The 18,455-nt window shown below is 56.9% G+C and carries 17 protein-coding genes and 1 riboswitch; of the genes, 6 read left to right on the top strand and 11 right to left on the bottom strand.

Annotated elements, in window-relative coordinates; genetic code table 11:
- Window positions 1-372: 372 nt before the first annotated feature.
- Both trhP and yegS read left to right on the top strand, forming a co-directional pair.
- Window positions 373-1,734: a prephenate-dependent tRNA uridine(34) hydroxylase TrhP gene (trhP, locus tag ACUW6V_RS03985; protein WP_454038020.1), complete on the top strand. Its 1,362-nt coding sequence runs from the start codon at window positions 373-375 to the stop codon at window positions 1,732-1,734.
- 250 nt (window positions 1,735-1,984) lie between these two features.
- On the top strand, window positions 1,985-2,884 hold the full coding sequence (gene yegS / locus ACUW6V_RS03990; RefSeq protein WP_004386534.1) for a lipid kinase YegS: 900 nt from the start codon (window positions 1,985-1,987) through the stop codon (window positions 2,882-2,884).
- Window positions 2,885-3,670: 786 nt separating this feature from the next.
- On the opposite strand, the gene fbaB is transcribed toward yegS, so the two are convergent.
- The 5 genes from fbaB to ACUW6V_RS04015 form a co-directional block, all read right to left on the bottom strand.
- A complete protein-coding gene (gene fbaB, locus ACUW6V_RS03995; protein WP_004386507.1) occupies window positions 3,671-4,723 on the bottom strand; it encodes a class I fructose-bisphosphate aldolase in 1,053 nt (350 codons plus the stop codon).
- A gap of 147 nt (window positions 4,724-4,870) precedes the next feature.
- The gene (thiD, locus tag ACUW6V_RS04000; protein WP_004386506.1) at window positions 4,871-5,671 is read right to left on the bottom strand and encodes a bifunctional hydroxymethylpyrimidine kinase/phosphomethylpyrimidine kinase; all 801 of its coding nucleotides are present in this window, start codon (window positions 5,669-5,671) and stop codon (window positions 4,871-4,873) included.
- Window positions 5,658-6,455 carry a hydroxyethylthiazole kinase gene (thiM, locus tag ACUW6V_RS04005; RefSeq protein WP_454038021.1) on the bottom strand — a complete coding sequence of 266 codons (798 nt, stop codon included), beginning with the start codon at window positions 6,453-6,455 and terminating at the stop codon, window positions 5,658-5,660. Before thiM ends, thiD begins: the two co-directional genes overlap by 14 nt.
- A gap of 33 nt (window positions 6,456-6,488) precedes the next feature.
- Window positions 6,489-6,585, bottom strand: a riboswitch (TPP riboswitch).
- A 310-nt stretch (window positions 6,586-6,895) separates the two neighbouring features.
- Entirely contained in the window at window positions 6,896-7,411 is a 516-nt protein-coding gene (locus ACUW6V_RS04010; protein ID WP_234004306.1) for a hypothetical protein, read from the bottom strand.
- Between the two features lie 197 nt (window positions 7,412-7,608).
- Complete coding sequence (locus tag ACUW6V_RS04015) at window positions 7,609-7,926, bottom strand: DUF1493 family protein (RefSeq protein WP_032975357.1); 318 nt, start codon at window positions 7,924-7,926, stop codon at window positions 7,609-7,611.
- Between the two features lie 231 nt (window positions 7,927-8,157).
- On the opposite strand from ACUW6V_RS04015, the gene ACUW6V_RS04020 reads away from it, so the two are divergent.
- A complete protein-coding gene (locus tag ACUW6V_RS04020; RefSeq protein ID WP_007851199.1) occupies window positions 8,158-8,484 on the top strand; it encodes an RcnB family protein in 327 nt (108 codons plus the stop codon).
- A gap of 358 nt (window positions 8,485-8,842) precedes the next feature.
- On the top strand, window positions 8,843-10,567 hold the full coding sequence (locus ACUW6V_RS04025) for an ABC-F family ATP-binding cassette domain-containing protein (RefSeq protein ID WP_105605429.1): 1,725 nt from the start codon (window positions 8,843-8,845) through the stop codon (window positions 10,565-10,567).
- A 94-nt stretch (window positions 10,568-10,661) separates the two neighbouring features.
- Here ACUW6V_RS04025 and ACUW6V_RS04030 read toward each other — a convergent pair whose 3' ends face one another.
- The 4 genes from ACUW6V_RS04030 to ACUW6V_RS04045 form a co-directional block, all read right to left on the bottom strand.
- A complete protein-coding gene (locus tag ACUW6V_RS04030; RefSeq protein ID WP_104658265.1) occupies window positions 10,662-11,249 on the bottom strand; it encodes a hypothetical protein in 588 nt (195 codons plus the stop codon).
- A gap of 192 nt (window positions 11,250-11,441) precedes the next feature.
- Complete coding sequence (locus tag ACUW6V_RS04035; RefSeq protein WP_032988304.1) at window positions 11,442-12,986, bottom strand: methyl-accepting chemotaxis protein; 1,545 nt, start codon at window positions 12,984-12,986, stop codon at window positions 11,442-11,444.
- 110 nt (window positions 12,987-13,096) lie between these two features.
- Window positions 13,097-13,822 carry a two-component system response regulator BtsR gene (gene btsR, locus ACUW6V_RS04040; protein WP_004388669.1) on the bottom strand — a complete coding sequence of 242 codons (726 nt, stop codon included), beginning with the start codon at window positions 13,820-13,822 and terminating at the stop codon, window positions 13,097-13,099.
- Window positions 13,819-15,504, bottom strand: a complete 1,686-nt coding sequence (locus ACUW6V_RS04045; RefSeq protein WP_007889684.1) for a sensor histidine kinase — start codon at window positions 15,502-15,504, stop codon at window positions 13,819-13,821. Before ACUW6V_RS04045 ends, btsR begins: the two co-directional genes overlap by 4 nt.
- Window positions 15,505-15,602: 98 nt before the next feature.
- On the opposite strand from ACUW6V_RS04045, the gene ACUW6V_RS04050 reads away from it, so the two are divergent.
- Window positions 15,603-16,043 (top strand): GNAT family N-acetyltransferase, encoded by a 441-nt coding sequence (locus tag ACUW6V_RS04050; RefSeq protein ID WP_007776469.1) that lies wholly within the window; start codon window positions 15,603-15,605, stop codon window positions 16,041-16,043.
- 56 nt (window positions 16,044-16,099) lie between these two features.
- Here ACUW6V_RS04050 and apbC read toward each other — a convergent pair whose 3' ends face one another.
- Both apbC and ACUW6V_RS04060 read right to left on the bottom strand, forming a co-directional pair.
- The gene (apbC, locus tag ACUW6V_RS04055) at window positions 16,100-17,209 is read right to left on the bottom strand and encodes an iron-sulfur cluster carrier protein ApbC (RefSeq protein WP_007776471.1); all 1,110 of its coding nucleotides are present in this window, start codon (window positions 17,207-17,209) and stop codon (window positions 16,100-16,102) included.
- Between the two features lie 136 nt (window positions 17,210-17,345).
- On the bottom strand, window positions 17,346-17,684 hold the full coding sequence (locus tag ACUW6V_RS04060) for a putative T6SS immunity periplasmic lipoprotein (RefSeq protein WP_239984461.1): 339 nt from the start codon (window positions 17,682-17,684) through the stop codon (window positions 17,346-17,348).
- 279 nt (window positions 17,685-17,963) lie between these two features.
- On the opposite strand from ACUW6V_RS04060, the gene ACUW6V_RS04065 reads away from it, so the two are divergent.
- The gene (locus ACUW6V_RS04065; RefSeq protein ID WP_454038022.1) at window positions 17,964-18,434 is read left to right on the top strand and encodes a hypothetical protein; all 471 of its coding nucleotides are present in this window, start codon (window positions 17,964-17,966) and stop codon (window positions 18,432-18,434) included.
- Window positions 18,435-18,455 lie beyond the last annotated feature (21 nt).

Raw genomic sequence — 18,455 nt, forward strand, 5'->3', positions numbered from 1 at the left:
GCAAGGGAAAACACCCGGCATCGACGGTGGCTTTTCATTTTCCAGAGGTGGGTGCGCTACGCTTACCCACCCTACGCAGAATGCGAATCGGTTTTTTGTAGGGCGGGTAAGCGAAGCGCACCCGCCGTCACGCCGCACGTGACCGGTTTTTGTAGGGCGGGTAAGCGCAGCGCACCCGCCATCACGCAGCACGTAACCGGTTTTTGTAGGGCGGGTAAGCACAGCGCACCCGCCTCACGTCCATAAGCCCCATAACGGTTTGCACGCCCAGGCCGCGGGCGCTACAATTCCCGCCCTTAACGTGGGGGTAAACGTGCCCCCGACCGCTTCGCCGTTGAAGCGGGTCTGACCTGTCATCAGAACGAGTTCAACATGTTTAAACCAGAATTACTGTCGCCTGCGGGAACGCTGAAAAATATGCGTTACGCCTTCGCCTATGGTGCCGACGCCGTATACGCCGGCCAGCCGCGCTACTCGCTGCGCGTGCGCAATAACGAATTCAACCACGAGAATTTGCAGCTCGGCATTAATGAAGCCCATGCGCTTGGCAAAAAATTCTACGTCGTGGTTAACATCGCGCCGCACAACGCCAAGCTGAAAACCTTTATCCGCGATCTCAAACCCGTGGTGGAGATGGGCCCGGATGCGCTGATCATGTCCGATCCGGGGCTTATCATGCTGGTGCGCGAGCACTTCCCGCAGATGGATATTCACCTTTCGGTACAGGCCAACGCGGTGAACTGGGCGACGGTAAAATTCTGGCAGCAGATGGGCCTGACGCGCGTCATTCTCTCCCGCGAACTGTCGCTTGAAGAGATTGCGGAAATTCGCGAGCAGGTGCCGGAGATGGAGTTGGAGATTTTCGTTCACGGCGCGCTCTGCATGGCCTATTCCGGTCGCTGCCTGCTTTCCGGCTACATCAACAAGCGCGACCCGAACCAGGGCACCTGCACCAACGCCTGCCGCTGGGAATATAAAGTGCAGGAAGGCAAAGAAGACAGCATCGGCAATATCGTGCATATCCATGAGCCTATCCCGGTACAGACCGTCGAGCCGACGCTCGGCATCGGCGCGCCGACCGATAAAGTCTTCATGATTGAAGAGGCGCAGCGCCCCGGCGAATACATGACCGCGTTCGAAGATGAACACGGCACTTACATCATGAACTCCAAAGATTTGCGCGCCATTCAGCACGTCGAGCGCCTCACGAAAATGGGCGTTCATTCACTGAAAATCGAAGGCCGCACCAAATCGTTCTACTACTGCGCGCGTACCGCTCAGGTCTATCGTCGCGCCATTGACGACGCCGCCGCCGGTAAACCGTTCGATCCGAGCCTCCTTGAGACGCTAGAAGGCCTGGCGCACCGCGGCTATACCGAAGGTTTTCTGCGTCGTCACACCCACGACGATTATCAGAACTATGACTATGGCTACTCGGTATCAGACCGCCAGCAGTTTGTCGGCGAATTTACCGGCGAGCGCAACGGCGCGCTGGCTGCGGTGGCGGTGAAAAACAAATTCTCTCTCTGCGACAGCCTGGAACTGATGACGCCGCAGGGCAACGTCAGCTTTACGCTTGAGCATATGGAAAACGCGAAAGGCGAGAAGATGGACGTGGCACCGGGAGACGGATACACCATCTGGATGCCTGTTCCAGAGGATTTAGCACTGGACTATGCGCTGTTAATGCGTAATTTCTCTGGCCAGACCACCAGAAATCCACATGGTAAATGATTTATAAGGGTTATTTTTACCGCGCGAATGTTTCTTCGAATGGGATCACAAACCGTTATGTTTAAAGCGGTTATTATCCACGGCGCTGAAAAACATAATCCATAAATGCCCGTTGTACCAGGAACCACCTCCTTCAGCCTGCGTAATCTCCCTTACGCAGGCTTATTTTTTTATCCTTTCAGTCAGTTCTTAAGCGACTCGCCAGACTCTGCGATAAACTCTGTGAATCTGTATTCACAGGAGTGTATTCATGTCCCGTTCCCCCGGCTCGTTTCTGATTTTAAATGGTAAAAGCGCTGATAATGAGATCCTGCGCGGCAGCGTGAAGCTGCTGCGTGACCAGGGCCACCCGATAGAGGTGCGCGTGACCTGGGAGAAAGGCGATGCGGCGCGCTATGTCAGTGAGGCGGCGGACCAGGGCGCGCAGACGGTCATTGCGGCAGGCGGCGACGGCACCATTAATGAAGTGGCAGCGGCGCTGGCGGGAGTCACGCAGGAAAAACGCCCGGCGCTCGGCCTGTTGCCGCTCGGCACCGCGAACGATTTCGCAACCAGCGCCGCCGTGCCGGACGATATCGAACTGGCGCTGAAGCTGGCCATTGAAGGCCGCGCGGTGCCGATTGATATTGCGCACGTGAATGATAAAACCTGGTTTATCAATATGGCGACGGGCGGTTTCGGTACACGCATCACCACTGAAACGCCGGAGCGCTTAAAAGCCGCGCTCGGCGGGGTGTCGTATCTGATCCACGGGCTGATGCGTATGGACGCCCTGAAAGCGGATCGCTGTGAAATTCGCGGCGAGCATTTTCACTGGCAGGGCGACGCGCTGGTTATCGGCATTGGTAACGGGCGGCAGGCGGGCGGCGGTCAGGAGCTGTGCCCGGAGGCGCTGATTAACGACGGGCTGCTGCATTTGCGGATTTTTACCGGCGAAGAGTTGCTGCCTGCGCTGTTTACCACGCTGACGCAGCCGGAAGAGAGCCCGAATATTATCGATGGTGCCTCGCCCTGGTTTGAGATAACCGCGCCGCATGAGATTACCTTTAACCTCGACGGCGAGCCGCTGAGCGGACAGCATTTCCGCATTGTGGTTGAGCCCGGCGCGCTGCAGTGCCGCCTGCCGCCGGATTGTCCGCTGCTTAAGTAAAGGAATGTATGGCATCGCGATTTTCGGGACGGCGGGTGCGCTACGCTTACCCGCCCTACCAGAGATGCAACGGTATGAAACGTTCCAGGGTGGGTAAGCGCAGCGCATCCACCGAAGCATAACGTAACGCCAGCCAACTGTAGGGTGGGTAAGCGCAGCGCACCCGCCATCAGCACCGCCGTCAAATAAAAGGCATTGCCTGTTCAACACTGGTGAACCGTGGAACCCGGGAATATGCACGCCTGGTAACCTGTTCCGTTCGCCACAACGCGGATTCTCTCTCTCACGTTTACTCACGCGAACGTGTTAAGGGGGCTCGCCGCCGCCCCCTTAACAATCCCGGCTCGCGGCCAAAGGGCAGCCGCAAGGGAAAACACACGGCATCGGCGGTGGCTTTTGTGGTTTCGTAGGGTGGGTAAGCGCAGCGCACCCACCATCAGCACCGCCGTCAAATAAAAGGCATTGCCTGTTCAATACGGGTGAACCGTGGAACCCGGGAATATGTACGCCTGGTGACCTGTTCCGTTCGCCACAACGCGGATTCTCTCTGTCATGTTTACTCACGCGAACGTGTTAAGGGAGCTCGCCGCCGCCCCCTTAACCACCCCGGCTCGCGGCCAAAGGGCAGCCGCAAGGGAAAACATACGGCATCAGCGGTGGCTTTTGTGGTTTCGTAGGGTGGGTAAGCGCAGCGCACCCACCGTTTATCTCGCGCCACCATTTATTACCCCATCCACAAAAAACGCGCCCGCAGGCGCGTTTTTTAATGCGTAATCTTAACCGCCGTCAGGCGATAGTCACTTTCTTGTCCAGATACACATCCTGCACCGCGTTAATCAGCTTCACGCCATCGGCCATCGATTTCTTAAACGCTTTACGTCCCAGAATCAGCCCCATACCGCCTGCGCGCTTGTTGATCACCGCCGTGCGCACCGCATCGGTGAGATCCGCCTCGCCGCCGGACGCGCCGCCGGAGTTAATCAGCCCCGCGCGGCCCATATAGCAGTTGGCAAGCTGATAACGCACCAGGTCAATCGGGTTGTCGCTCGTCAGCTTGCTATACACGCGCTCGTCGGTATAGCCGAACTTCAGCGCGGTATAGCCGCCATTATTCTCGGCCATCTTCTGCTTCACGATATCCGCGCCAATGGTGGCGGCCAGATGGTTAGCCTGACCGGTCAAATCGGCGCTGGAGTGGTAATCGACGCCATCTTTCTTGAAGTGGCTGTTGCGCAGATACGCCCACAGCACCGTCACCATGCCAAGCTCGTGCGCGCGCTCAAACGCGGCGGAGATCTCTTCAATCTGGCGGCGCGACTCTTCAGAGCCGAAATAGATAGTCGCCCCGACCGCCACCGCGCCCATATTGAACGCCTGCTCGACACTCGCGTAGAGCGTCTGGTCATATTGCGTGGGGTAACTGAGCGTTTCGTTATGGTTGAGTTTCACCAGGAACGGAATACGGTGCGCATAGCGGCGTGAGACTGACGCCAGCACGCCATACGTTGACGCCACGCAGTTACAGCCCGCCTCAATCGCCAGCTCGACGATATTTTTCGGGTCGAAATACATCGGATTAGCGGCGAAGGACGCGCCCGCCGAATGCTCGACGCCCTGGTCCACCGGCAGGATAGACAGATAACCGGTGCCGGCAAGGCGACCGGTGTTATAAAGAGTCTGCATATTTCGCAGCACCGCGGGCGGACGGTTGTTATCGATCATCACGCGATCGACATAATCCGGCCCTGGCAGGTAGAGCTGGTCGGAGGAAATGGTCGTACAGCGGTGCTGTAACAGGCTATCGGCATCGTTGCCGAGCAACTGCGCAATATCAGTCATCATACGCTCCCGTTATGGTCGGCAGGCGGTGACCTGCCGGACGATAAGATTCCTTACCCACGCCTTAGCTGGGCCCTCTTAGCCTGGACTTGATTAGCACAGATTGCCAGACCTGAGCGCATTTTCAGCTAATTCTGCTGGCACGGTTCACCACCATGCATGAAAATGATGGACGGGCCCGATGCCCTCCCCTACTTCCAGACTATCCGCCTGTTGCAGCGCTTTCGTGAGCCACGCCTTCGCCGCCGTCACCGTTTCAACCCAGTCAGCATACTGCGGACGCAGCGCCGCAAGCGCGCTGGAGAGCGTGCAGCCCGTGCCGTGGGTATTTTTCGTCATGACGCGCGGGGCGGTAAAGCGCGTCGCGCCTTCGCGGGTAAAGAGCCAGTCGGGGCTTTCGGCGTCATCCAGATGCCCGCCTTTCATCAGCACCGCGCCACAGCCGAGCGCCAGCAACGCCTCGCCCTGCTGGCGCATCTCCGCTTCGCTGCGGGCATGCGTGGTTTCCAGCAGCGCCGCCGCCTCCGGCAAATTCGGCGTGATGATCGCCACCTGCGGCAACAACCGTTCGCGCAGCGTGCGCACCGCTGACGGGCTCAGCAGCGGATCGCCGCTTTTCGCGAGCATGACCGTATCCAGCACAATATTACGCACCCGGTAACGTGATAGCCGCTCCGCCACGGCCTCGACGATATCCGTTTCTGCCAGCATGCCGATTTTGGTGGTGTCGATGCGCACATCGCTTAACACTGAATCAAGCTGGGCGGCGACAAACGACGGTTCAATGCGGTAGACCGACTGCACGCCGCGGGTGTTCTGCGCCACCAGCGCCGTGATGACAGACGTGCCGTAAGCGCCGAGCGCCGAGAAGGTTTTGAGATCGGCCTGGATGCCCGCGCCGCCGCTCGGGTCGGTGCCGGCGATGGTGAGCGCGTTAATGCGTTTCATGAGCACCTCCGAACGCCTGCGCATGCAGATTATCCAGCAACGCGCTGGCGAAACTGCCGGGGCCACGGGAGATGGTCAGCGCCTGTTCGCCCGCCCGCTTCATCAGCCAGCAGGCCGTTGCGACATTCTCCAGGCGATCGCCCGGCAGCGCGCAGCAGGCAGCGACGACCGCCGAGAGTGCGCAGCCGGTGCCCACCACGCGGGTCAGCATCACGGTGCCGCCCTCGACCGCGACCGTGCGTTCGCCATCGGTGATGTAATCGACCTCGCCGGTCACAGCGACAACCGCGCCGCTGCGACGCGCCAGTAAGCGGGCCGCCTCACGTGCATGGTGCGCGCTTTCGGTCGCGTCAACGCCGCGCCCGCCGCCGCTTTCGCCTGCCAGCGCGCGGATTTCCGAGGCGTTAGCGCGAATGGCGGCGGGACGACGCGCCAGAATCTCCTGCGCAAATTCCGTGCGCAGCGTAAGCACGCCGACGGCGACCGGGTCGAGCGTCCAGGGCTTGCCCGCCGCGCAGGCGCTGTCAATAGCCGCCCGCATCGCCTGCTGCTGCGGGCGTGTGAGGGTACCGAGGTTAATGAGTAAGGCATCGGCGATGGCCGCGAACTGCGCGGCTTCGTCAGTATCCACCACCATCGCGGGCGAGGCGCCGAGCGCGAGCAGGACATTGGCAGTGAAATTTTGCACCACATCGTTGGTAATGCAGTGCACCAGCGGCGCGTGACGGCGAAGTTGGGTGACAACAGGCGCGGCGTGCGAGCCGCAAAGCAGGTCAGAAGACATGGTTCTCTCCTGCCAGGCGCGAAGACGGGATACCGGACAGGCATCTGACTTCCCTACGCTGGCATTATCCAGATCAGGTAATACGGGTATTTCTCAGCCTTCACGCAGAAGGGCACCCCGAGTCATTTACTGCAAAATCAAAGCGTTGCGATTAACGCTACATTACTCTCTGTTGTGGATCATGCCAGCGGGAAGCCAAAGACTCAACCCTAAAAAATAGGCTGTGTCTCAGTTTGAGGGGCTTATAAAAGCTTTAAGTATGAAAAATACAGACTGCCCGGCTTTATTTGCTGGTGATTTCATTGTCCCTGATGCATTGATGCGGTGCTGGAGCGTAAGTGACGTAGTAAGAGGCATTACCATTGGTTTTAAGATTAATAAAGAAATAGGCATCAGAGTTTCATTAAAAATGACTCCTGACCTTACGGCTAAGACGCCTGTCAGTTGGTCGTCCCCTGGCTAATAACAACCCCCTGAACTTTATCATCTTTCAGATAGTACATGATGCTGTTACTTTGCGTGTATTCACCTGATTTTGCGACATCCTTGTAGTACATAACGATATCTTTCTTAGGCTTATGATTAAAATATTTTTCTGTTTCTTCTTTAGTCGTTAACACAGGCGCCTTAACGGATACTTGTAATACTCCCTTGTAAGGTGTACAAGGCGATCCATCTTTCGCTATTGCCACCGCGGTTAAATCCCCCGCTCCCATCTCATTATCAGAAATAAACCAATAATTGATGCCCCCTGATTTTAGGCAAATCCAGGAAGCTAGGTTATCTTTATTTACCTTTACACCGGCATTCTTAGCGATAGCTGCAAGCGTGTTAACCTCAAACTTGTATTCGGTGGTTCCTATAGCAATAACGGGCACCAGATCTTTATCGGTTTCATGATTATCAGAATAAACATCGGTAATATCATCGTAATACCTTGCGCCAAATCCCGTCATTTGGGTTGCTCCGCACGTACCCGTAATCAGACACAATAATATCAAACTATATCTCATATCAGTCTTCCACGACCAGGACCTTGTCACTGCTATCATTAATCGTTATACGATCTTGCAGCGTCACGATCTAACAGAACCCGCAGAGTCACTTAACATGACTTCCGATAATGCCATTACAACCTCAAGTGTTCAATGCGCTAATCATCAATCCAGCGCCCCGCCTTTGCCGAGGCAATCAGCATTTTCACGGTAAGCGGCGCAGGTTGATGCTTATCGCTTTTTAAATAGTCGGGAAGAATCGCATTGGGCAGGAAAAATATCCCTTCTTGCGGAAAATATTTACGGAAGTCGAAGGAAGAATAATTCATATTGAACACAGCAAAGTATTCCCCGAAGAAGGCGTGCGCATCTTCTGGCAGGACGGAATATTGTCCGGTACTTAACGAATCTTCATCCGCCATCTCCCAGAAATGCTTTTTTATTAACGCCCGAACGCCGTCTTCTGTACTCATCATAAATAATCCGATGGATGATAATCTCATTATCCCTGCAATCATGACATAAGTATAACCCACCACTTCTGGCAGCCCATAAGCACGCCCCACCAAATCAGCCCCGCGCCGATTGCTATCGGCTTCATTTTTTTATACATAATTAGCCTTGCCCGGCCGGGAATGGCGCAGGAAGATAGCGGCCTGACGGTAACAAAATCAACGGGGCGCAGCGCCCTGACATGTGGAGAAGGTATGTTGAAAACCAGAATGATCGTAGCGGGTGTGCTGTTGATGTCGGTGGCCTCTGCATTCGCCGCAGATGTGGTAAAACCCAAATCTATCGATAGCTATGAAGTGAAAGAGTTTCACTCCGATTCCAAAAAATACACCATTGGCGACATCGTGCCGGACCTCTACCGCACCGAGCAGTACAACATCAAACAGTGGCAGATCCGCAACCTGCCCGCCCCGGAAGCCGGCACACACTGGACTTACATGGGCGGCTACTACGTACTTATCACCGACGCCGAAGGTAAAGTTGTGCGCGCCATGAACGGCGATATTTTCTACCACCGTTAATCCTTCTAGCGCCTGAAGCAGGCCCGACGCTCAGGCGCGTCTTATATCTCCCCTTTCCAAAACGTTTTTTCGCTCACACCCCTTAATACGCGTAGTGGTGCTTAAACGCGCTGCCCGCTACACTCGCTCTACCTATCAACCTGATGAATAAAAAGGAGGACTCTTATGCTGTGCTGTGAATTGTTTGACTATTCACATCATTTTGGCGATCGCCAGAGCTCAGGCATTACCGGTATCGTGCTGCGATAACTGGACCCTGAGCGAAGATCCCATCACATCACCCTTCTCCAGGGCTTACCAGATTATCGTCAGCGATGTTTGACGAGGCATTGTTATGCCTGAAAATTCTGAGTAAGCGATGAGCACATTACTGACGGCGCACTCCCTGCGCATTGATTCCCCGTTTGGCCCGGTGCTGAACGCCCTTTCCTTTACCCTGAAAAAAGGCGACCGCATTGGCCTGATCGGTCATAACGGCTGCGGCAAAAGCACGCTTCTGAAAGCGCTGGACGGCACCCTTGCGCCTGCCGAAGGCGTTGTGACGCGCGCGGCGCGCTGCCTGCTGGCGCGCGTGGAGCAGCATCTGCCCGACGAACTGCATCAGCAGACGCTGCTGGACGCGCTGCTGGCCAGGCTGCCTGAGGCCGAGCGTGAAAGCAGCGCCTGGCGGGCGCAGGCGTTGCTCGCAAATATGGGCTTTGCCGAGGTGGCCTGGTCGCTGACGGCGGGCTCGCTTAGCGGTGGCCAGCACACGCGCTTATTGCTGGCGCGGGCGCTGATTATCTCGCCCGATCTGCTGTTGCTCGACGAGCCAGGCAACCATCTCGATCTCCCGACGATGTTGTGGCTGGAGCAGTTTCTGGCCCGCTGGAACGGCAGCTTTATTCTGGTCTCCCACGACAGCGCGCTGCTGGACAGCGTAACCAACCGCACCTGGATATTGCGCGACGGTCAGCTCCAGGCGTTCGATCTCCCCTGTACGCAGGCACGCGCGGCGCTGGCGGCGCGGGATGAGAGCGATGCCCTGCGCTATAAAGCGGAGCAAAAAGAGATTGACCGCGTGACGGCGAGTGCGAAACGGCTCGCCACGTGGGGACAGGTTTATGACAACGAAGATCTGGCGCGCAAAGCTAAACAGATGGAAAAACAGGTGGCGCGGCTTAAAGAGGAGCAAACCGAACTGGCGCAGGGCAGCCGCTGGCGACTGACGCTCTCCGGCGACGCGCTGGCGGCGGATCGCCTGCTTGAGCTGGAGGATCTGGCCGTCAGCGCGGCTCCTGATGCGCCGACGCTCTTTACCCTGCCGCTGGCGCGGCTCAAAAGCGGGGATCGCGTGGCGCTGCTCGGGCATAACGGCTGCGGGAAGTCGTCGCTGCTGCGCCTGCTGTGGCGACAGTGGCAAACAGGGGAAACGGTTCCCGGCGTCACCTTCCATCCGCGCGTGTCGCTCGGGTATTACGATCAGTCGCTGCATCAGTTACCGGATAACGCCACGTTGCTGGAGGCGCTGGAGCCGTTCGCGCCTGAGTTGCAACAGCGTAAGCTTGCGCTTATCAGCGCCGGTTTCCCGTGGGCGCGGCACGGGCAGCGGGTCGACACGCTGAGCGGCGGCGAGCGCTCGCGCCTGCTGTTTGTCGGCCTGTCGCTCGCGCGCTATTCGCTGCTGATGCTTGACGAGCCGACCAACCATCTCGATATGGAAGGCAAAGAGGCGCTGGCGCAAACGCTGCAAACGTTCCAAGGCGGGCTGTTGCTGGTGACGCACGACAGAACGCTGATGGAGGCAAGCTGTAACCGCTTCTGGCTCGTGGAAGATGGCGGTTTAAGCGAGTGGCACAACATGGAAGCGCTGCTGGCGCGTCTGCGCGCAGCGCCGACGCAGGAGGCAGAGAATGAGGCACCTGCGGCACTCGCCGCACCGCCCGATGAGCACAGTGACGCGCGCCTGCTGGAGCGGCTGATTGAGCTGGAGACGCGGCTCAACGCCGATCTCGAACGCAAACCGCGCCACCAGAAACCCGCGCTGCAGGCCGAGTGGCGTAAGGAGATAGCGCATCTCAGCGCCGCGCTGGGGCTGGAGTAAAACAGCAAGAAAGACTCTCCATTAAGGAGGGTCTTTCTTATTTAATTTAAAAGCATAAGGGTACGCAGATGGACGTTTATCGTTTCATTACGCCTCAAGGGTAAGCATGATATTTAGTCTGTTCACGCAGAATACGGTTATAAAAGCCAAGGGCGACGGTTTCCATAAATAACCTGCTATTGATACAACGCACGCTGAATACCGAAAACATTATGCCCAGCAGAGCGCCAATAATATCCCAGCGCACAACTTCTTCGGAAGAAAGTAAAGACACAAGCACGCTGATAAAAAATAGCGCGCTAACGAATACCGCTATAGCCACCAATGCCAGCCATAACTGCAAGGCGCGGAGATATCCTCTTGCAACCCCTGTCATTGCAGGGATGATCAGCGCACAAAAAAGAAAATTGCTGACGAGCATGCCAATGAAGAATGCATTTTCTGCTAACCCTAAACTCTGCGAAATAGCCACCCAAAAAGAAACCTGGGGAATGGCGAAGCTAAGTACAGCCATAACCATTGCCAATACCAGTGGCATCCCAAGGCTCCGCCACCCCGTGGGCAGACGAACTTGTTCTTTGAGCTGCGTTTTAAGCTGCTCCAGTGCCTCGGGCCGCTTGTTTTGAAGACCATGCTCTACAAGGCGACCCAGTTGCAGGCTTCTTTTTAAATAATTAATCATCCCTGTTCTAACGGCTCCCGGCCAGTGAGATAGACTGAATAACACCCACAATTAATATTGTCATGTCAGCTTAAAGGGTTTCATATAATCATTATTAACTTAATCTGAAACTAACAAGCAAAAACGTTTTTCAGCGAATAAACCAAAAAGCCGCCCTCACAGGCGGCTTTTTTATGACAACGACGACGAATATCAGGCCGAGAGGCGGAACTTCTGCACGGTGCTTTGCAGTTCTTCGGTCTGGCGCTCCAGCGCGGCGGCGGCGGCGGACACCTGCTCCACCAGCGAGGCGTTCTGCTGGGTGACGGTATCCATCTGAGTGATGGCGACGCCCACCTGCGAGATGCCCTTGCTCTGCTCTTCAGACGCCGAGGCTATCTGTTTGATGATCGTGCTGACGTTGGAAACGCCGCGATAGATTTCCGCCATCGAATCGCCCGCCGCGTTAACCAGCTCAGAGCCTTTCTCGATACGCTCGACCGATTCGGTGATGAGCGCCTCGATTTCACGGGCAGCTTCGGCGCTGCGGCTCGCGAGGTTACGCACTTCACCTGCGACTACTGCGAAGCCGCGGCCCTGTTCGCCTGCACGCGCCGCTTCCACGGCAGCGTTGAGCGCCAGAATATTGGTCTGGAACGCAATACTGTTAATTACGCTGGTAATATCGGCGATTTTCTTCGAGCTGCCGGAAATGCCCTGCATGGTCTCGATAACATTTTGCGCCAGCTGGCCGCCTTTACCGGCGTTTTCCGAGGCAGCATGCGCCAGCTCGCTCGCCTGACGGGCGTTTTCGGCGTTAAGGCGCACGGTAGAAGTTAGCTCTTCCATGCTGGCGGCGGTCTGCTCCAGCGCCGCGGCCTGCTCTTCGGTACGGGATGAAAGATCATTATTACCCGCCGAAATTTCCGACGCACCGCGCCAGATATTCTCACTGCCGTGGCGAATGGCGCTCACCGCTTCGCGCAGTTGATCCTGCATCGCAGTCAGGAGCGGCACCAGTTTACCAACGCAGTTGCGGCCAAACGGCTCCACCGGCTGGCTGAGGTCTCCACCGGCAATCAGCGTGAAATGGTTGCGGATCTTCTCCAGCGGCTTCACCAGCATCGCCACCAGATAGCGGTCGGTCAGCAGCAGAAGCAGCAGACCGATAATCACCGCGATAATAATCACCGTTTTGGTGGTGACGGTCATGCTGTCGACGCGCTCGCGGGTGGCATCAAGCTTGGCGCCCGCCGCGGCGTTGAATTTCTCGGCGCTCGCGCCAAACGCGCGGCTGAATACCGGCGTCACTTTGCCGGCATGGGCGCGGTACGCGTCCGGCGTGCCTTCACGCGCCAGTTTCATCTGCGGGATCACGCCGTCATCCAGCAGCTTCTGCCAGTCGGCGATCACCTGTTGTGATACGGCCGGATCGAGCGGGCCGGGAGAAAGCTGTTTAAACGCGTCGAGCTGGCGCGACATGTTGTCGAGCGCCTGCTGTGCGGATTCGAGCGATTTGGCGTCCGGCGTGCCGTTTTCCATGGCGCGGGTCAGACGGGTGACGAAGCGGAAATACTGATCGTTGCCTTTGCTGAGCACGGTCATCTGCGACACCAGCTGGCGGTCCACGCGGTTGCCATCGGCCATCGCCGAGAGCGAATAGACGCTGTAGACGCCCACGGCCGCCCATAACACACAGAGTACGCCGAGCACCGTCAGCATCACTGCGCGGATAGAAAAGTCTTTAAGCAGGCCCATCAAAAAGTCCTCATTTTTGCCTGATACGGATATATCCTCCCGTTATCGGCAAGCGAGGAAAAAGATGTACGGGGCGGTAACATTTATTTTACCGCCGCGATAATTGCGGATTATCCGCGCAGCCCGAGCGCCTCTTTCAGGGTTTTGAGGTAACGACGGCTGACCGGCACCGTCTGGCCGTGGCGCAGCAGCAACTCCGCCTGGCCATTCTCCTCCAGCCGGATCTCCTTCAGGTGCGCCATATTGACCAGATACTGCCGGTGACAACGCATCAGCGGCGTGCGGCTCTCCAGCGTGCGCAGCGTCAGCTCGGTGAAGCCCTCCTGCCCCTGGCTGCTGGTGACATAAACGCCGCTCAGGCGGCTCGCGACAAACGCCACGTCCTCCATTTGCAGCAGCCAGATACGGCTGTGGCCGGTGCAGGGAATAAACTTCAGCGCCTCCTGGCGCTCGGTGATGGGCGTCATATCCTGCTCGCGGCGTTCATTACGCATCCGCGCGAGCGTCTTTTGCAGGCGCGCGGTCTCAATGGGCTTGAGCAGGTAATCAAACGCGTGCTCTTCAAACGCCTTCACGGCGTATTCGTCAAACGCGGTCAGAAAAACAATCCACGGGCGGGTGTCGGGGTCGAGCATGCCGACCATTTCAAGGCCGGAGATGCGCGGCATCTGGATATCGAGAAAGACCACATCCGGGCGCAGGCGGTGTACCGCGCCGATGGCCTCGACGGCGTTGGCGCATTCGCCCACCACCTCGATATCCGCCTCCTCTTTCAGCAGCAGGCGCAAATTTTCCCGCGCCAGCGGCTCGTCATCGACAATCAGCACGCTAATCATGTCGTTCCCTCCAGCGGTAAACGTAAGGTAATTCGGGTAAAGCGGTCCTGTTCACAGGCGACCGAAATGCCGCACTCGTCGCCAAAGCGCGCGCGCAGTCGTTTATCCACCAGGCTCATGCCAAGGCCGTTACTGGCGGCGTTGGGCTGATAGAGCCCGGCGTTGTCTTCAATTTCCAGCACCAGATGATCGTCGTCGCGGCTGGCGCGCAGGGCGATTTCCCCCGGCCCTAAAAGCTGCGACGTGCCGTGCTTGATGGCGTTCTCAACGATCGGCTGCAGCGTGAACGCGGGCAACCGGATATGGCGCAGCTCATCGGGCAGGTTCATGCTCACCTGCAAATGCGACTGAAACCGCGCCTGTTCAATTTGCAGATAGGCGTTTACATGGTCGATTTCATCGGCGAGCGACACCACATCCGTCGGACGCTTGAGGTTTTTGCGAAAAAACGTTGAGAGATATTGCACCAGCTGGCAGGCCTGATCGCTGTCGCGGCGGATCACCGCCATCAGCGTGTTCAGCGCGTTAAAGAGAAAATGCGGGTTCACCTGGGCGTGCAGCAGTTTGATCTCCGACTGGGTGAGTAGCTGTTTCTGGCGTTCATACTGGCCCGCCAGGATCTGCGCGGAAAGCAGCTGCGCAATGCCTTCTCCCAGCGTGCGGTTGATTGAGCTGAACAGACGATGCTTTGGCTCATACAGCTTGATGGTGCCGACCACCTTGCGGTTCTCGCCGCGCAGCGGAATAACGAGCGTCGAGCCGAGCTTACAGTTCGGGTGCAGCGAACAGCGGTACGGCACTTCGTTGCCGTCGGCGTAGACTACTTCGCCGGACTCAATCGCCCGTAGCGTCCAGGGGGATGAAATCGGGCTACCGGGCAGATGGTGATCCATACCGATGCCGGTAAACGCCAGCAGCTGTTCGCGATCGGTAATGGCGACCGCGCCTATCTCCAGCTCCTGGCGAATCACCTGCGCCACCTTCATGCTGTTTTCGACGTTAAACCCCTGGCGCAGAATGCCTTCCGTCGCGGAGGCAACCTTGAGCGCGGTGGCCGAAAACGCCGTGGTGTATTTCTCAAACATGGCGCGCTTGTCGAGCAGAATACGCATGAACATCGCGGCCCCGATGGTATTGGTAACGACCATGGGTGCCGCGATATTTTGCACGAGATGCAGCGCATCGCCGAACGGGCGCGCAATCAGCAGAATAATGCCCATCTGCACCAGCTCTGCCACCAGCGTGATCGCGCCTGCGGTAAAAGGGTTGAAGATTTTATCGGTACGCCCGCGGCGAATCAGCCAGCTATGAACGATGCCCCCGAGCAGCCCTTCGACAATCGTTGACACCATGCAGCTCAGCGCGGTCATGCCGCCAAGCGAATAGCGATGCAGACCGCCGGTAAGCCCCACCAGCCCGCCCACCAGCGGCCCGCCGAGCAGGCCGCCCATGACGGCGCCGATGGCGCGGGTATTGGCAATGGAATCCTGAATATGCAGCCCGAAATAGGTGCCCATAATGCAAAAACAGGAGAACGTGACGTAGCACAACAGCTTATGCGGCAGGCGAATCGAGACCTGAATCAGCGGGATAAACAACCGCGTTTTACTCATCACCCAGGCGATCACCAGAAACACGCACATCTGCTGGAGCAGCAATAACACCAGATTGAACTCGTACACGCCCACGCTCCGCGCTGATAATTAAGAGCGCGTAAAATACGCTGCTGTGCCATAACTTTCTATGAAGAAACCCAAAAAACGGTAAGTGAGTGTCGTTAATGAAGAAAAACGCAGTGGAGATCAGGCCCTGGGAAGAGAGCGATCGTCCGTTTTTACGCACGATCTATTTACACGCCCGGCGCGAAGGCTGGCCGTGGCTTGATGGCAGCGAATGGCAACTGGAGGATTTTGACGCCGACACGCTTGGCGAAACGATTCTGGTGGCGCAGGCGGACGGTCACCGGCTCGGGTTTGCGTCCATCGCCGAAAACGACAATTTTCTACATCACCTGTTTGTCGCCCCGGACGCTCAGGGGCGCGGCGTCGGCGCGGCGCTGCTTGAGGCCGTGCAGGCGCGGTTTACCGGCACCGGCGCGCTTAAGTGTCTTGAAAAAAACGAACGCGCGCTGCGCTTTTATGCCCGTCACGGCTGGGTGCAGGAGGGGCACGGCGACGCACCGGAGGGCGCTTACCTGCTCCTGCATTTTCGTAAATCCTGACCATAAAAAACGCCTCCCGGAGGAGGCGTCTGTCATGGCGCGAAACGCACCCGGCGTTACACCGCGCGAAACGCGATATCGCCCGGGATCACTTCGCCCTGCCAGTAGAGCTGCGCCGCCACACGGCCCGCCAGCTGGCGATAAAGCGTGGTGAATTCGCTCTCCGGGCGGGAGACGACGGTCGGCTGGCCGCGGTCGAGGTCTTCACGCAGTGAGATATGCAGCGGCATCTGGCCCAGCAGCTGGGTATGGTAGGTTTCTGCCAGCTTCTGCGCGCCGCCGGTGCCGAAAATCGGCTCGTGATGACCGCAATTGCTGCAAATGTGCATACTCATGTTTTCGACAATGCCGAGTACCGGCACTTCCACTTTCTCGAACATCACGATGCCTTTTTTGGCATCGATAAGCGCGATGTCCTGCGGTGTGGTCACCACCACCGCGCCGGTCACCGGAATGTTCTGGGCGAGCGTCAGCTGAATGTCGCCGGTGCCCGGCGGCATATCCAGCACCAGATAGTCGAGATCCGGCCACATGGTTTCCTGCAGCAGTTGCAGCAGCGCTTTGCTCGCCATCGGGCCGCGCCACACCATGGCGTTATCGTCGGTCACCAGATAACCAATGGAGTTAGTGGCAAGACCGTGAGAGATAATCGGCGCCATATGGGTGCCGTCCGGCGAGGTCGGGCGTTCGCCTTCCGCGCCGAGCATCGTCGGCACTGATGGGCCGTAGATATCGGCATCGAGAATGCCCACTTTCGCGCCTTCCGCCGCGAGCGCCAGCGCCAGGTTGACGGCGGTGGAGGACTTCCCTACCCCGCCCTTACCGGAACTTATCGCGATAATGTTTTTCACGCCGTTCACGCCCGGCTGGTTTTTCACACGTTTTAAAGTGGCGATACTGTGAGACAGTTTCCAGTCGATGGCGCTGGCACCGGTTAAACGCAGCAGCTCGGCGCTCACCTGCTCTTTCAGCTCCTCGAAACCGCTGCGCCAGGCAAACGGCATCTGTAACTCGACGTGGATGGTGTCATCAAGCCAGGCGACGTGATGCAGCGCTTTCAGCGCCGTGAGGTTGTGCTTCAGGGTGGGGTGCTGGAAATTGGCTAACGTCCCGGCGACCAGCGCACGCAGCGCCTCGGGGGATTTGGCCTGGGATTGCGAATTCATCCCGACTCCTTTGTTGTTCTGATGTTAATAAATTGCAGTCATAGAATCATAACAGAGTCGCGGGGAGTAAGACGACATTAAACGCCCACAGGGGTTAGCCTGATGTGCGCTAAAGCAGGCATGTGGGCGTCTGGCTTCAGGGCGAGGTAAACGATACGGCGTATTTTTGCAGTTCACCGCTGGGCTTCATCAGCACATACTCTGCCACCCACGCTTCACCCTTCTGGTAAGCGCCGTTTGGCAGACAGGTCTGATACGCAGGTAAAAGCACCGCGTGGCGCTTCGGGTTTGGGTCATCGATGGAATAAACCGCATACTGCGTAAAGACATCCCCCGGCCCGGCCTGCGCGGTATAAATAGAAACCTCGCCATTGATAATGCGCATGTCCCCGGCGCGATTAAACGTCGCCTGGTCAGCCAAGCAGCCGGTTAAATTAACCAGCGACATCAGGAAAATAGCCGATAACGTTTTCATATCTGGCGATAAGTCTTTTGTCGGTGTTCCCATCGTCTTCCTTACCAAAAGTGTTATCTATGGTGTTAAATCAGCCTTTGAAGATAAGAAAACCATGAAGCGAGCAGGCAAAAGGGATTTTCCCTGGTCACCTATTATTTTTGGTGGCTAAAGTAAATGGATTCTCTGCCGTTACTCCAGACTTAGGGTTATTTTGCAAATATTGGAAGCAAAAGCACCTTAAGGGCTCAGAACGGTATACTCAGTTCTGTGTAAAAATGGAATTTTATATGGAAAACAATGAGAAAAAATCTTGTTTATTTATCTTTAGCACTGGCTGCATGTGCTGCTTCTCTGCCTGCAATGGCTGCGACGGGATCCATTACAAAGACAGTAGTGCCATCTTCAATCCGTCTTTACTCCGCTGGCACAGCGCCTGTTACGTCAACCTTGTTTACATTCCAGGTTGCTGACTTCCAAAAAGGCTCTGCAAACCCAACCAAAACATTGACTCTGATTCGCTTTGATTCGGCCGCATATCCCGCTGCTTATACGCACACGACGGAATTATGCATATATCAACCTTATCAGTCAGGCCCAACACGTTGTATTCCGGTAAGCAGCGGTTCTTCATCATCAACCACGGCGTTGAATGATGTACGTTTCGATGCTGGCAGTCGGATTTCTCTGCGCCATACTGTTACAGGCGCACCATCAGAGACGTTACAGCAATCACGTAACGAAAGCGTCACCGTCGAGTTTTCTTACTAAGTACCAATAGATGTAATTAAC

This window comes from Cronobacter sp. 153480017-3, from assembly GCF_053627815.1.

Excerpts from the sequence above, each read along its gene's own strand:
- trhP (WP_454038020.1), top strand. The coding sequence starts at position 373 with ATGTTTAAACCAGAATTACTGTCGCCTGCGGGAACGCTGAAAAATATG.
- yegS (WP_004386534.1), top strand. The coding sequence starts at position 1,985 with ATGTCCCGTTCCCCCGGCTCGTTTCTGATTTTAAATGGTAAAAGCGCT.
- fbaB (WP_004386507.1), bottom strand. The coding sequence starts at position 4,723 with ATGACTGATATTGCGCAGTTGCTCGGCAACGATGCCGATAGCCTGTTA.
- thiD (WP_004386506.1), bottom strand. The coding sequence starts at position 5,671 with ATGAAACGCATTAACGCGCTCACCATCGCCGGCACCGACCCGAGCGGC.
- thiM (WP_454038021.1), bottom strand. The coding sequence starts at position 6,455 with ATGTCTTCTGACCTGCTTTGCGGCTCGCACGCCGCGCCTGTTGTCACC.
- ACUW6V_RS04010 (WP_234004306.1), bottom strand. The coding sequence starts at position 7,411 with ATGACGGGATTTGGCGCAAGGTATTACGATGATATTACCGATGTTTAT.
- ACUW6V_RS04015 (WP_032975357.1), bottom strand. The coding sequence starts at position 7,926 with ATGATGAGTACAGAAGACGGCGTTCGGGCGTTAATAAAAAAGCATTTC.
- ACUW6V_RS04020 (WP_007851199.1), top strand. The coding sequence starts at position 8,158 with ATGTTGAAAACCAGAATGATCGTAGCGGGTGTGCTGTTGATGTCGGTG.
- ACUW6V_RS04025 (WP_105605429.1), top strand. The coding sequence starts at position 8,843 with ATGAGCACATTACTGACGGCGCACTCCCTGCGCATTGATTCCCCGTTT.
- ACUW6V_RS04030 (WP_104658265.1), bottom strand. The coding sequence starts at position 11,249 with ATGATTAATTATTTAAAAAGAAGCCTGCAACTGGGTCGCCTTGTAGAG.
- ACUW6V_RS04035 (WP_032988304.1), bottom strand. The coding sequence starts at position 12,986 with ATGGGCCTGCTTAAAGACTTTTCTATCCGCGCAGTGATGCTGACGGTG.
- btsR (WP_004388669.1), bottom strand. The coding sequence starts at position 13,822 with ATGATTAGCGTGCTGATTGTCGATGACGAGCCGCTGGCGCGGGAAAAT.
- ACUW6V_RS04050 (WP_007776469.1), top strand. The coding sequence starts at position 15,603 with ATGAAGAAAAACGCAGTGGAGATCAGGCCCTGGGAAGAGAGCGATCGT.
- apbC (WP_007776471.1), bottom strand. The coding sequence starts at position 17,209 with ATGAATTCGCAATCCCAGGCCAAATCCCCCGAGGCGCTGCGTGCGCTG.
- ACUW6V_RS04060 (WP_239984461.1), bottom strand. The coding sequence starts at position 17,684 with ATGAAAACGTTATCGGCTATTTTCCTGATGTCGCTGGTTAATTTAACC.
- ACUW6V_RS04065 (WP_454038022.1), top strand. The coding sequence starts at position 17,964 with ATGAGAAAAAATCTTGTTTATTTATCTTTAGCACTGGCTGCATGTGCT.